This window comes from Acinetobacter sp. AOR43_HL (assembly GCF_027854635.1).
Taxonomy (GTDB): domain Bacteria; phylum Pseudomonadota; class Gammaproteobacteria; order Pseudomonadales; family Moraxellaceae; genus Acinetobacter; species Acinetobacter pittii.
This window is the reverse complement of the sequence record NZ_JAKTHX010000002.1, coordinates 164,460-178,172: the sequence shown is the minus strand read 5'-3', so window position 1 is coordinate 178,172 and position 13,713 is coordinate 164,460. Positions and strand designations below refer to the sequence as shown.

At 38.9% G+C, this 13,713-nt stretch carries 11 protein-coding genes; 3 read left to right on the top strand and 8 right to left on the bottom strand.

Translation table 11 applies throughout. From position 1 onward, the window contains the following. Positions 1–48 precede the first annotated feature (48 nt). Entirely contained in the window at positions 49–1,065 is a 1,017-nt protein-coding gene (locus MKL33_RS00870) for an AI-2E family transporter (RefSeq protein WP_005067939.1), read from the top strand. Between the two features lie 57 nt (positions 1,066–1,122). Here MKL33_RS00870 and rapA read toward each other — a convergent pair whose 3' ends face one another. The 6 genes from rapA to MKL33_RS00840 all read right to left on the bottom strand — a co-directional run bounded on the left by rapA (position 1,123) and on the right by MKL33_RS00840 (position 8,094). Beyond that, on the bottom strand, positions 1,123–3,960 hold the full coding sequence (gene rapA, locus MKL33_RS00865; RefSeq protein WP_032004481.1) for an RNA polymerase-associated protein RapA: 2,838 nt from the start codon (positions 3,958–3,960) through the stop codon (positions 1,123–1,125). A 144-nt stretch (positions 3,961–4,104) separates the two neighbouring features. Further along, on the bottom strand, positions 4,105–4,743 hold the full coding sequence (locus MKL33_RS00860) for an RluA family pseudouridine synthase (RefSeq protein WP_161282510.1): 639 nt from the start codon (positions 4,741–4,743) through the stop codon (positions 4,105–4,107). A 132-nt stretch (positions 4,744–4,875) separates the two neighbouring features. Continuing rightward, entirely contained in the window at positions 4,876–5,580 is a 705-nt protein-coding gene (locus MKL33_RS00855; RefSeq protein WP_170249464.1) for an acyl carrier protein, read from the bottom strand. A gap of 62 nt (positions 5,581–5,642) precedes the next feature. Further along, positions 5,643–6,941, bottom strand: a complete 1,299-nt coding sequence (gene hemL / locus MKL33_RS00850; protein ID WP_016146072.1) for a glutamate-1-semialdehyde 2,1-aminomutase — start codon at positions 6,939–6,941, stop codon at positions 5,643–5,645. 42 nt (positions 6,942–6,983) lie between these two features. Then, positions 6,984–7,595, bottom strand: coding sequence for a thiamine phosphate synthase (gene thiE, locus MKL33_RS00845; RefSeq protein ID WP_270906297.1), 612 nt, complete (start codon positions 7,593–7,595; stop codon positions 6,984–6,986). 115 nt (positions 7,596–7,710) lie between these two features. Next, complete coding sequence (locus MKL33_RS00840) at positions 7,711–8,094, bottom strand: DUF962 domain-containing protein (RefSeq protein WP_270906296.1); 384 nt, start codon at positions 8,092–8,094, stop codon at positions 7,711–7,713. Positions 8,095–8,259: 165 nt separating this feature from the next. On the opposite strand from MKL33_RS00840, the gene MKL33_RS00825 reads away from it, so the two are divergent. Further along, complete coding sequence (locus tag MKL33_RS00825) at positions 8,260–9,723, top strand: CYTH and CHAD domain-containing protein (protein ID WP_333724932.1); 1,464 nt, start codon at positions 8,260–8,262, stop codon at positions 9,721–9,723. Between the two features lie 34 nt (positions 9,724–9,757). Here the strand turns inward: MKL33_RS00825 and MKL33_RS00820 are convergent, their stop codons facing one another. Beyond that, positions 9,758–10,390: a hypothetical protein gene (locus tag MKL33_RS00820; protein ID WP_069035797.1), complete on the bottom strand. Its 633-nt coding sequence runs from the start codon at positions 10,388–10,390 to the stop codon at positions 9,758–9,760. Positions 10,391–10,497: 107 nt separating this feature from the next. On the opposite strand from MKL33_RS00820, the gene MKL33_RS00815 reads away from it, so the two are divergent. Continuing rightward, positions 10,498–10,881 carry a DUF3144 domain-containing protein gene (locus MKL33_RS00815; RefSeq protein ID WP_002118682.1) on the top strand — a complete coding sequence of 128 codons (384 nt, stop codon included), beginning with the start codon at positions 10,498–10,500 and terminating at the stop codon, positions 10,879–10,881. 61 nt (positions 10,882–10,942) lie between these two features. Here MKL33_RS00815 and MKL33_RS00810 read toward each other — a convergent pair whose 3' ends face one another. Next, positions 10,943–13,705 carry a M16 family metallopeptidase gene (locus tag MKL33_RS00810; protein ID WP_161282513.1) on the bottom strand — a complete coding sequence of 921 codons (2,763 nt, stop codon included), beginning with the start codon at positions 13,703–13,705 and terminating at the stop codon, positions 10,943–10,945. Positions 13,706–13,713 lie beyond the last annotated feature (8 nt).

Sequence of the window (13,713 nt, the reverse complement as noted above, 5' to 3'; positions counted from 1 at the left end):
TTTCCGTTTGCTCTTTCTCCTATATTCCCAACGATCTCAGGGATCAACATGCAAAATTTGAATAATCGTCAAAGTCTGATTGCAAGCTACATTCTTATGGGCATCTTTTTGCTTTCGGTTATCCCATTACATCTATTAGCAAGTTTTTTTGCAGGCTTTCTCATTTATGAAATTATTATTAGTTTAAGTTCGGTTGTAGAACGTTATATTGATGGTCAAAGAGCCCGTATTTTTATTAGTATTTTACTCAGTATCGTCACCATCTCCCTTATTGGTTTTTTCATAACGAGTCTGATTAGTTTCGTTGTATACGATCTAAAAGGTGTCGGATTACATAGTATTAATAGCAAGGTTGATCAAACCCTTCTTCATTTGCAAGCAGAGATCACAAAGTATCTTCCAGGTTATATTCCTGATAGCGTGACAGATCTAAAAGACGAAATCTTTGCATTTATGAAAGATAACGTCACCACACTAAAAAATACCAGTTCCGATATTTTGCATAACTTCGTGACTATGGTCATGGGATTAATTATTGGTATTTTGGTGGCGATACATGGTTTTCATCGCCGTACGCCTCAGCCTGTTTTTAAATCTCTTCTGATCCAACGTATTCAAAAATTATCAATTTCATTTAAAAATGTTGTTTTTGCCCAAATAAAAATTTCAGCGATTAACACGCTGCTCTTTATTTTATTCGCCTTTATTTTATTGCCGCTTTGGGGAGTTCACCTTCCTTTTGCCAAAACTTTAACTATTTTGACCTTTATGTTTGGTCTCATTCCAATTTTAGGGAATCTGCTTTCAAACACTTTAACGTTTATTGCAGCTCTTACAATTTCCCTAGGACTAGCAGGAGCAGCATTACTTTATCTCGTTTTGGTTCATAAGCTTGAATATTTTATTAATGCTAAAATTATTGGGCATAAAATCAATGCAAATGCATGGGAGATTTTATTAGCAATGCTAGTATTTGAGTCAATTTTTGGCTTAGGCGGTTTAATCGCAGCTCCAATTTTTTATGCGTATTTAAAGCTAGAATTAAAAGACGCTGGTCTCATCTAACTCAAAATCGATGTATAAAAAAAGCGCCCTCTCGGCGCTTTTTTCATTTTGAGTAAGTTACGGTTTAACCACAACTAACACTTGAATTGCTTCTGGTGTAACAGTTAAACCATCAAGCAAGCTCAAGCCTTCTTTTTGCAGTTTTTGTAAACGTTCAATTTCGTCTTGACGAATACTTGGGTTGAACTGTTTTAGATAAGTTAAACGGTCAATTTCATATTGCCATTTATTGCCATAATGTTCTTTTGCTTGTTGCTGAAGCTGCGGTAAATCAACTTTCGCAATCTCTAACGCTTGTTTATAGCGCTGCTCAATGATATCACGGCGGGCTTTAACTACTTGACGGCAGCTATTGCCATCTAAATGGTGCAAATAAGGTTTTAAAATTGTTGGATCAATCTTTTCAGATAAATCCTGTCCATTTTCACTTAACAATACACGGATAAGCTGTTTCGGCAAGCTTGATGGCAAGTTCAAAGATTTAGGTGCAACAACATCTACTTTAAACCAGACTTCAATTAATACTGAGCCCTGCTTTAACGCATTAGATTTAAGTACAGCAACATTGGTACTACCAAATGATTGCGTACGGATCATTTCCATAACACTTTCAATGAATGGATGCTCTAAAGTTAAATATTGAGCATCTTCACGAAGCTGAGCTTGATCGCGATAGAAAGTTGCTGTCATACCTTCTTCGTCTAATGCCAAACCTTGCACTTGCATTTGATCGGTCGGTTTAATAATCACCGTACCATTACTTTGCTCATCAAAATCGATATTGGTTGATGACATGAAACGCTTCACAAACATTGGTAGCGTAGTATTGTCGTCATAGTCTTCAAGAGCTTGAACAATTTCTTGTGCCACAATAGGACGACATGAATTATATTCAAGTAAACGATCTCGGCCAGCTTGAAGTTCAGCTTCTAAGGCTTGACGTTGAACATTCACCTCTTCAAGCAAATCTTCAAATGTTTGACCTTGGTCTGCAAGTAAACAATCTTTTAATTCAACAATAAAATTCTCTTGCAGCGTTTGCGCTGTCGGAGAAATATTGCTGAAAATATTCAGTGCTTCGTTATACCAACGGAACATACGCTCTTGAGCTGTTCCCACAAGGTATGGCACATGAATTTGGATACGGTTTTCTTGACCAATACGGTCTAGACGTCCAATACGTTGCTCTAAAACATCTGGGTTAGCTGGTAGATCAAATAAAATTAGATCACTGGCGAATTGGAAATTACGGCCTTCCGAACCAATTTCCGAACACAATAGAATCTGAGCGCCATAGCTTTCTTCAGCAAAATAAGCAGCAGCTTGGTCACGCTCAAGTAAGCTCATGCCTTCATGGAACATTGCCGTACGAATGCCTGCATGCAAACGCAACACATTTTCTAAAGATTCAACTACTGGTCCGCTACGCGCAATTAAAAGCACTTTTTTATGCTTAAGATCTTTGCGTAAAATTTCCATTAACCATGGCACACGCGGATCATTTTGCATCCATGAACCATCAATTTGCGCTTCTTCAGGCCACATCTGTTCACGCAGTTTGCCATCTTTTGACCAATCTTCTGGTGCTGGTAATGGTGCTGGTTGACAATCACGACCTGGGAAGCCCTGAATGGCTTCACGTGTATTACGGAATAAAATACGTCCAGTACCGTGACGGTCTAATAATTCGTGAATTGCTCTAAAGCGTTGGTCAGGCTGATCTTCAATACTGTGGCCTAATAAGCCTTCTAAAGCAGATAAATGCTCTGGGGTTAAAGCTTGATCCGACATCAGCACTTCAGCAATTTTTGCAGTCTGCTGGTACTGAGTCTCCTCATCTAAGAAGCGCTCTAAACTACTAAAACGCTGTGGATCAAGTAAACGTAAGCGAGCGAAATGACTTTCTACACCTAATTGTTCAGGTGTTGCAGTGAGTAATAGTACCCCTGCTGTATTTTCAGCGAGCTCTTCAATTAAATCGTAGCGATCATTACCGCCTTCTTCTTCGCTCCACATCAAATGATGTGCTTCATCAACCACAAGCAAATCAAAACCAGCTTCTATGGCTTGCTCACGCAAATCATCATGGTCAACCATTAAGTCAACGCTGGCAATAATGCATTGCTCAGTCAAGAACGGGTTAAGCTCTGGATCATGTTCTTTAATAGATGCAGTACGCGTTAAATCAAACAGAGAGAATTGCAAGTTAAAACGGCGACGCATTTCAATCATCCACTGATACTGAAGAGAATCAGGGACTAAAATCAGAATTCGTTCTGAACGACCAGTTTTAAGCTGTTGGTGGATAATTAAACCAGCTTCAATTGTTTTACCTAAACCAACTTCATCGGCAAGTAAAACACGAGGTGCAAAGCGTTTACCAACTTCATGTGCGATATAAAGCTGATGAGGAATCAGGCCAACACGTGCACCGACCATCCCACGTAGAGGACTGGTCTGCATTTGTGCTTGCATGAGCATCGCTTCAATACGCAGATCATACCATTCTTTATAGTCAACTTGACTTGCAAGCAAACGATCTAAAGGTTTCGATAACTGAATTTGCGCGCCAATACGTGTTTCATTGAGTGCTTTACGCTCTTGCTCGCCATTTTCTAAAGTACGAACAACGTTGTAACGCAAAACGCCATGACGATCTTCAACAGACTCAACGATCCACTTCTGGCCTTCTTGATCTTGAACTTCATCATTCGAATTGAAGATGATACGAGATAGTGGAGCATTATTACGTGCATATACACGTGTCTCATCACTTTTGGGGAATAAAATGCTGACAGATCTTTCATCTACATCAATAAGAACACCTAAACCGAGCTCAGTTTCTGTGTCTGATAGCCAACGTTGACCAATAGCATACTGCTGCAATTTTTCCACCTTTCTCTCAAGTTCGCACTACATATTGTACGATGCAAATTAGCTTATTTTTGCATCTTTTTATGTAGTCTTTAAAGCAAAATTTTGAAGCAAAAACCAATTAAATCGCTTTGCTACAAAAAATCACGCATTAAAATTTTTACATTAAAACGGTACAGGACAGTCAAAAGTTAATGTTTCTGCTGTGACAGGATGATTAAAACTTAACTGCTTGGCATGCAAGCATAAACGCGGAACAAGTTGCTGCTCCGGTGTTGCATACAGCGTATCACCTACAATTGGATGCCCAAGATATTGCATGTGTACACGGAGTTGATGAGATCGGCCCGTAATTGGTGTTAATTTCACACGAGTTACAGGCTGTCCCTGAATCTGAAAATGTTCTATGGCCTGCCAATGTGTTAAAGCAGGCTTGTTGTGAGAAGCGTCGACAATATGTAAAGGTGGTCGGCTTGGGTCATAGATGACAGGAATATCTACAGTCCCCTCACCCTCTAAATGACCTGCGACAAGCGCTTCATATATTTTTGAAGTCTGACGATCTTGAAATTGACGTGCAATTGCACTTTGACCGTGCTTCGATAAACCAAATACTAAAATACCTGAAGTATCTCGGTCTAGACGATGAATGAGCAAAGTTTTAGGTTCAATCGCAACCAACCTTGTCAAAACGCTATCATGTAAATCACCCTTACCAGGAACACTCAAGATGTCCGAAGGTTTATGAATCACCATAAAATCATCATCACGATAGATCAGATGTTCACTTAGAAAATCACTCAAAGTTGTATTCCCAAGGTAAGATGAAAAACAAGCGGGCAATAATAAAAAGCTTACGTCCGAATTACAATGCCGTTCGGGTAAATTAACAGCAGAATTTGCAAATATTATGGATCACTTGAGGTCTATAGTCAGTCAAGGCTTCAATAACTGCATAATATGTTGCAATGTCGGTGCTTGCATTATCTCTTCAGCGCTTAAGCTCGCACCATTTGCACGCCATAGATCGACCAGATAATTCACAGCAGACTGATCTAGTCCGTAGTTTCTTAAATCAATTTCAGGATGGATCTCCATAGGATGTCGCCCCACCTGCTCAGCAATTGCCAATAAAATTCCTTTATCTGACAAGATATAGGAGGACGGTGCACTTAAAGACCATAACCGCATTAAGCTCTGCGTATTTAAATGTTTTATATGGTCAAAACTGATCTTTTCAACCCATTGGATATGCTGCTCTAGATTAGCCGCCAAGATCGCATCATTTACAACACTGACCTGATCTGTAATCGATAAAACAAGCTGCATAACTTGTTTAAACAGAGGCGACAAATCACCTGCCATCATAACTTGGGCTTTAGTATTTGATGACAAACGCTGACCAAGCTCCAACATGGTTTGTTGAAGCTGAGATGTCTCAATAAAAATAATTGGAATTTCGAGTGATTGAGCGCGCTTAATCAACAATTCCAAATGATTCGCCAATGGTTGCTCAGACCAATCTGGTCGTAGTTTAAGCTCATTGAGCCCAACCATGAGCAAAATACTTTGCGCTGACTCAATTGACCAATTTGAAGTACTTGCAGCTAATTGGATTTTTCGAGGTAAGGGATAAAACATTGTTCTTTACAAATATAAAAATAGCTCAAATTAAAAAGCCCGTTTAACACGGGCTTTTTTGCTTACTTCATTTCAGCGAATGTTTCTTTCGCAGCCTGAATCGTAAATTCAATATCTTCATCAGAATGTGCAGATGAAATAAAGCCTGCTTCAAATGCTGAAGGTGCCAAGTTTACTCCACGCTTTAACATGCCATGGAAGAACTTTTTAAAAGCTTCAATATCACATGCCAACATTGAGTCAAAGCTTGTAATATCTTCTTGGTCAGTAAAGTAAAGACCGAACATTGCGCCAGCTTGTTGAGTCTTAAATGGAATACCCGCTTCATCAGCTGCAGCTTGTAAGCCTGCAAGTAACTTTTCAAGTTGAGCAGATAATTTGCTGTAAAAGTCTGGTTGGCGTAAATGTTTAAACATCTCGATACCAGCACGCATAGCAAGTGGGTTTCCAGACAATGTACCTGCTTGGTATACGCCGCCTAAGGGCGCGATACATTCCATGATTTCACGCTTACCACCAAATGCACCAACAGGTAAGCCCGCACCAATAATTTTGCCTAAAGTCGTTAAATCAGGTTTAACGTTATAAACCGATTGCGCACCACCTAAAGCAACACGGAAGCCTGTCATCACTTCATCAATAATGAATACAGATTTGTATTCATCACAAATATCACGAATGGCTTGTAAGAAACCGTCAATTGGTTTCACCATATTCATGTTACCCGCGACAGGCTCAATAATAACACCCGCAATTTCATGGCCGAATTTAGCAAAGCATTCTTTTAATGCAGCAATATCATTATACGGCAGCGTTAAAGTATGTTTAGCAAAATCAACAGGAACACCTTTTGAAGTCGGTTCACCTTCACCTAAAGTGAGTAAACCTGAACCCGCTTTTACTAAAAGTGAGTCAGAGTGGCCGTGGTAACAACCTTCAAACTTCACGATTTTGTCACGGCCAGTATAACCACGTGCTAAACGAATAGCGGTCATGGTTGCTTCTGTACCCGAGTTCGTCATACGCACCAATTCAATGGATGGCATGATTTCACAGATAATATCTGCCAGTGTTGTTTCGTGTACGGTTGGTGCACCAAAACTTAAGCCATCTTCTGCTGCTGTTTGTACAGCCTTAATAATCTCTGGATGAGCATGACCTAAAATCATTGGTCCCCAAGAACCAACATAGTCAACATAACGCTTACCATCCACATCCCATAAATAAGCACCTTTTGCTTTCTCAATGAAAACCGGTGTTCCTCCAACGCCATTAAAGGCACGTACCGGAGAGTTCACACCACCTGGAATGTGTTTGCTGGCTTGTTTAAATAACTGTTCTTGCTTTGGAGATAAACTCATGGAAATGCTCGTCTTAAATATCTAAAAAATAATTTTGAAAGCTTAAGAAAATAATTGTGCCCACGCCTGTACACGGGCAGGAATTTCAGCAGTTGATCGACCTAATATATCACTAATGACTGCGCAGAGGTCAGCTCCAGCCTCAATCACAGGTTTTGAGTTTTCAACAGTTAAACCGCCAATCGCACAAATTGGTAAATCATATTGAGCTGCTGCTTGCTTAATCACTTCAATACCGACATTACCTGCTTCAGGTTTTGTAGAAGTCGCGTAAACCGCACCAAATGCAATATAAGACGCCCCATCGGCAATTGCTTTTTGCGCAAGTTCTAATGAGTTCAGGCAAGTACGGCCAATAATCATGCCTTCTGGTAATTGCGATTTTGCATCGGTAATTTCACCGTCACTTTGACCTAAATGCACACCTAAACCAAACTGAGCGGCCAGTCTTAGGTCATCATTAATCACAAAAGGAACCTGATATTTTTCACACAATAATTTGATTTGTTCGACTTCAGCAGGTTGGCTAGTTTTCTCTACTTTTTTACGGCGGTACTGCAAAATTGCGACCTGACGAGTTGCGAGTGCGGCATCTAGTTTTTCTAATAATAGTTGGATTGGGTCATCGTTGGTAATGAGGTATAAACCGCGCATACTCTACTCTCGCTTTAAAAAACTTCGCTAGTATAACGGATTTATAGATCATCATAAGTACCGATTGATATAGGCTTAACAGTACCAATCGGTATATTAAGAATAGATATAAAAATTAGCTTGGAATTTTATCAAACTTACGGTCAACCAAACTCAAACGGCCACGTGCAACATCAAACAACATTCGCCAATCAGAAATAAAGCTATAGAAAGGTTGTTTAAAACTGGCAGGTTTATTTTTTTCAAACACAAAATGTCCAACCCAAGCATTTGCGTAGCCTGCTACCAAACCATAGAGTACATATTTGGCTTGCTTCTTACGGACTGCTTTTGAAAAAAAGTATAGACCAATACTACTGCCCACCACGTGTAAGCGTCTGCTCATAATGTTACGGTGTTCAGTTAAATAAAAACGATAAAATTCCTGATAGTTTTTAATCGGCAATTCAAACTCTGGCTGAGCTTCATGGCTAAAGTTTACTGGTGCATTCACGATCATCTTCCTGATTTTTATTTGATCAAAACGTCACCTGATTGTACACCTAAATAAAAGTGTAGCGTCATATGTTTGATTGTAACTTTCTCTATCAAAACCATTATTTTTAGAGCTAAGCTATTATACTTATTCAAGATAGTCTAAATACCTGATTCAGGGAGATATATTATGGTCGAAGTCGAACTAAAGTTTCAGTTACCTGAATCGAAGAAAAAAACTGTCCAGCAATACTTAAAAAAACATAAAGCAAAGAACATTCACTTACAGGCAAAGTATTACGATACGCCAGATCGCCTACTTGCAAAAAATGGTATGGCCTTACGTTTACGTAAAGAAGATGATCAATGGGTACAAACATTTAAAGCCGCAGGTCAAAGCCATCTCCACCGTGTTGAAGAAGAAACTCATTTAGGCGTTTGTGACCAAGAACCTGACTTAAACCTTGAGTTATACCAAGATAATAAAGTGGTAACTGATTTAATTAATGCGGCCTTAGGAACGCAAGCTGAAAAACTAAGTTTGCAGTTTGAGACTGATGTACAGCGCACCTATCATGTGTTTGAAGCAGATAATACAGCGATTGAAGTTTGCTTAGATGATGGTGTCGTAAAAACAGCAGATGCACAAAGTGTAATTTGTGAAGTCGAATTTGAACTCAAGCAAGGGGCTGTGAAAACGCTCATTCAGTTTGCGCAGCAATGGATTAATCGTTACTCACTTTGGCTTGATGTAAGAAGTAAAGCCGAACGTGGCAACTTATTAGCACTAGGGCTAGCTGCCTCACCTGCTGTTCATGCTAAAAGTCTGACATTAAATAAAGATATTACTGCTGAACAGGCTCTAAAAAAGATTGTCGAAAACTGTTTAGGGCAATTCTTACCAAATATGGCTGTCATTGCCGATGGAGTTGCCGAAGCTGAGCATATCCATCAAGCACGGGTAAGCTTACGTCGTTTACGCAGTGCGCTTAAGCATTTTGCAGGTTGGTCAGGCGAGCTAAATCCTGTTTGGGAAGAACAAATTGCTGAGCTTTTCCGTAAACTTGGAGACACTCGTGATGAAGATGCGATTCGCACCGAAGTGTTACCTATTATTCAACAACATGGATCACCTGAACTTTTACTACCCGTTTCAGTTCAGCCCTCAAAAGAACTCTCAACAATCTTTAGCTCTGCGGATACGATTAAGCTGTTACTCGATTTATTAGCATTTGCTTATTCAGAAGAAGATTCTAAGTCCCAAAAAGGGAGCTTAAAAAAACATATTAAAAAGAGCTTAGATAAGTTACATCATAAAGTGATTAGTAATGCTGAACACTTCTCTGAGCTTGAAGTGACGGAACAACACAAAATAAGAAAGCAAGCTAAGCAGTTACGTTATTGTGTTGAGTTTATTTCGAGTCTTTATCCGAATAAAAAAGTACAGCAATATTTAAAACAGCTACAACCTGTGCAAAATACTCTAGGTCAATATAACGATTTGTTTATTGCAGAAGGTATTTTTAACAATGTGGTTGAACAAGATCCGTCTTTTTGGTTTGCTCTAGGTTGGGTCAAAGCCAAACAGCCACAATTACAAAAGCGCTCAGCAAAAGCTTTACAAACTTTTAGTCAGGCTGAAACTTTCTGGTAATTTATAAAAAGTCGCTGTAAACGTGCAGCGACTTTTATCGGTATTTACCAAATACTTTCCATACGCGGTTATCAGCTAACGGATCACTAAAGCTATCGCTGCGTTGCTTTCTTGGCTTATCACGAGCATCGACCAGTTTAAAATGCGGCTCAACTCCTAGCACAATCCCATTGGTATAAAACCGTGAACGTGTATATTCGCTTTGCCCATGTTGAAACACATAGGTTCTTAAATCGATGAACTCACGGTGAGCAACCAAAGCCGCGGTATCATCACTTTGCAACCATTCTTGCATTGTAAATATCTGGTCTGTTTCAAACTGCCCGCATTTTTCAATAAGACTCGCCACACCGCGGAAAGTTTTAGATTCTTTTGCACGTGTTTTATTAATCCGAATTCGGTCTACGTGAAAAAAGAATAGCGGTAAATTTAAATGGCTTGGCAAATGAATGGCATCTGGTAATTTATCTTCCATAAATGGCTGAAAAAGCTCTTGTGCCCTTTCAATTAGCCCCTGCCATTGACGGTAATAATTTTCGACTTCTTCTTGCAAGCCATAATAAATCGGCAATCCTTCAACATGCTCTAAATATTGGGGTGGGAAAACATGCTGGCGTAATAAAGCAATATCTGTCTTTAAACTTTGAATCGCAATTGCATCTTGCATATTAGTCTCTCCTACCAATACTTAGGCTATTTACAGACTAAGTCAAAGGTTTTGTTTCCGCAAGCGTTTGCCTATAATAAGCAGCTCTATTTTTGCGGGAATAAGTCATGTCTCAAAAGATTAATGCAACAGATATTACTGAAGAAGAAGCATTAAATGCTGTTTTCTTTGAGCGTGCGGATGAATTTATTAAACAGGCTAATGATTTTTGTCGCCCGCCAAAAGATAAAAAAGTTGATCCAGCTGAGCTACGTGGTCAAGTGAGTGCTGCAATGTTATTTGCTACTGCCCGCTTCAATACATGGGTAGCAGCAAATAACTTTAAAGATGGTAATGAAATGCGTGATGCAAAAGATCAGGTTATGTCTTACCTTCTTCAGCAATTTCAGATGATGCTTGAAGATAACTTCGATGAATATTGTGAACAGTTTGAAAATTATTTACGTTTCCGTAAAAATGAAGATTTTCACGCACACAAACATGATCATTAATATGATTTAAAGATCCAAATAAAAAGCCACATTTCAGTGGCTTTTTATTTACGAGAAGACTTTATTTCTTTGCGGCCTGACCATATTGATCAGCCATCACTTCGACCAAATGTTCAGGTTTAATATACTTCTTAATTACTCTGTTAACGTCAGCAACAGTCAATTTAGTTAACTCTTGATCATGACGAATTCGGTCTTGCAATGTTTTGTTTGTTTCAAGCTGTAGATTTAACATGCCATGAATATTACGCTCATCTTCTAAAGCCGTAACTCGTTTCTTCATGATATCTGCTTTAGCAGCTTCAAGCTCTTGCTCAGTTACCCCATTTTTAACCAAGTCATTTAACACTTTGTGTATTGAAGCAGACACTTGTGCTGAGCGACCTGAAGTATAATTTGCGCTAATACTCAAAGCTCCTACATTCGTGTCACGATCAAGTTGCAGCCCACTTCCAAAACCATAGACTAGCGCATTTTTCTCACGAAGCTCTTGAGCCAAACGTGATGAAATTTGAGACTCACCTAAAATATAGTTCATTAAAATGAGAGCAGATGCATCTGGATGGTTTTTCCCAACTGGAATTGAAAGGACACTTTGGTAGCTACCAAATTCGCGCTGCTCAGACAGAACATGAACTTGCTGTGCTGGAAAATCAACGTGATCAATCAAGATTTTTTGATATGGTTGCTTACCGTTCCAACGACCAAATTCCTGATTCAGTAATTTCTGCATCTTCTTCGCATCAAATTCGCCTGTAATGGCAATTTGAGCATGGTTCATTGCAAAGAAACGCTCATATAACTCTTTCACTTGCTCTTGAGTTGCATTTTTCAGCTGCTGTTTTGCCAGTTCAGGTTCGAAGTGATAACGCAAATCACCCGGTTGATATTCTTCAAGTAAACGTGAAAGTGTTAAACCCGCCACTACATCTGGCTCGGTATAAGGACGATCTAGGCTTGATAAACTTTGCGATTTAATTAAATCAAATTGAGATTGTTCAAATTTCGGATTTTTCATCACATCAAGAACAAACTTGAAAAACTCATCAAATTTTTCTGATTTAGACTGAATATTAATGGTCATGCCATTGCCGTCAGCACTTGCATAAGCTGCACCGCCTGCATCAATTGATTTATCGGCAATATCTTGCAAACTGTATTTATCAGAACCACGGAGCAATAAGTATGAGGTTAGATCAACTACTGTACCTTTATTAAATAAAGATTTTTCTGTTCCGAAGTCCATCGTAATCGTTGCATAAGTACGATCATCGCGTGTTTCAACTGGGAATAAAGCATACTTCATTCCATTTTTTAGTTTTCCACGGATAATCTTTTTCTCATTGCTTTCAACATATTGCTTAGAGGTTTTTAAAAACTCAGCAACTTCTTGTTGATATACCTTCGGATCTTTTAAAGGCTCAGCCTCTGCTTCGACCTGATCTAGAGTTTTAGGTGCCTCTTTTGAATTTTGCTGTTGCGCTTTTTTCTGGTCTTCAGGTGTTGGCAAAATATCGCCATCAATACGATGATCAGCTACAAGGAACTGTTTTAAAGTTTGATTCACATCATCTAGCTTAACTTTTTCTACAGAATCTAAATCTTTAAAATATTGATCCCATTGCCCGCCAGCGACGGTGTAATCACTTAAACGTGACCCCAGTGCTACCGCATCTTTCGTGATTAGATCCCCTTGAGTTTTCATTAAACTTTTAACACGATTTAATTCAACTTCAGTAAAAGGCTTCCCTTTTTCAATGCCTGCTAACAAAGAACTTTCAACTTTTTTAGGGTCATTACTTGGTGAATAAATAGCACCTAGAAACACCACGTTAAAATCTTGGTCTAACCAAGTACTAGCTTCAACATTTGTGGTAATACCTGTTTCCACCATATTTTGGTATAGGTGACCACTTGGCTGCATCGTATATAACAAAGGAGCTAAAGCGAGTGTCGGCTGAATTTTGGTATTTTTACCATTCATATAGATATGGAATTTAGCCAGATCACTGCCCTTTTTCACCATGAATTGACGATTTTTTATTTTTGTAGAGTCAAGCACAGGAATCTGTACAGTTTTAGGAACCGCTCTTGCCGCAATTGGACTAAAATATTGATCTATTGTTTTTAAGACATCAGTCTTATCAAATTTACCTGAAATCACCATAACAGCATTATTAGGTGCATACCAGCTACGATAAAACTGGTTCAATTCAGGCATTTTAATAGATTTAAGTTCAGGCAAATCACCAATCGGTAAACGACCTAAATATTGGTTACCATAAGCTGACTTCCACATTTGATCCATCAGCACAGCAAATGGCTGATCCATGCGAACTTCGCGCTCACGCTTTACAATTTCAATCTCGGAAGGAACAAACTTTTCTTGAAGAACTAATTTATCCATACGCTCAGATTCAAGATACAGTACCTGATCAAGCGCAGTTTTTTCTGGACGAACGATATTGGTATATTTTGTTGAATAATAATCAGTGCTGGCGTTTGTCATCAATGTATATTGATCTAAACGACGCTGGAATTCTTCCCCTTTAACATTTTGTGTCCCCTTAAAAGCCAAGTGCTCAAGCAAATGAGCTAAGCCACTTTTACCTTGCGGGTCATTTAATGAGCCTGTTAAATAAATGGTATTAATAAAGATTTTATTTTCTTTGTCATTCGGTGCAAGCACAATCCGAAAACCATTATCTAATTTATATTCCTCAATATTTTGCTTACTTTTTACTAGTGTAGTTTGTGCCCAAGACGCAGCACTTAAACCAAGAATACATAGGGAGAGTGTCAGTTGTTTAAACTGCATAAACATATAAATAC

Excerpts from the sequence above, each read along its gene's own strand:
- MKL33_RS00820 (WP_069035797.1), bottom strand. The coding sequence starts at position 10,390 with ATGCAAGATGCAATTGCGATTCAAAGTTTAAAGACAGATATTGCTTTA.
- MKL33_RS00825 (WP_333724932.1), top strand. The coding sequence starts at position 8,260 with ATGGTCGAAGTCGAACTAAAGTTTCAGTTACCTGAATCGAAGAAAAAA.
- MKL33_RS00855 (WP_170249464.1), bottom strand. The coding sequence starts at position 5,580 with ATGTTTTATCCCTTACCTCGAAAAATCCAATTAGCTGCAAGTACTTCA.
- MKL33_RS00810 (WP_161282513.1), bottom strand. The coding sequence starts at position 13,705 with ATGTTTATGCAGTTTAAACAACTGACACTCTCCCTATGTATTCTTGGT.
- MKL33_RS00815 (WP_002118682.1), top strand. The coding sequence starts at position 10,498 with ATGTCTCAAAAGATTAATGCAACAGATATTACTGAAGAAGAAGCATTA.
- thiE (WP_270906297.1), bottom strand. The coding sequence starts at position 7,595 with ATGCGCGGTTTATACCTCATTACCAACGATGACCCAATCCAACTATTA.
- MKL33_RS00840 (WP_270906296.1), bottom strand. The coding sequence starts at position 8,094 with ATGATCGTGAATGCACCAGTAAACTTTAGCCATGAAGCTCAGCCAGAG.
- MKL33_RS00870 (WP_005067939.1), top strand. The coding sequence starts at position 49 with ATGCAAAATTTGAATAATCGTCAAAGTCTGATTGCAAGCTACATTCTT.
- hemL (WP_016146072.1), bottom strand. The coding sequence starts at position 6,941 with ATGAGTTTATCTCCAAAGCAAGAACAGTTATTTAAACAAGCCAGCAAA.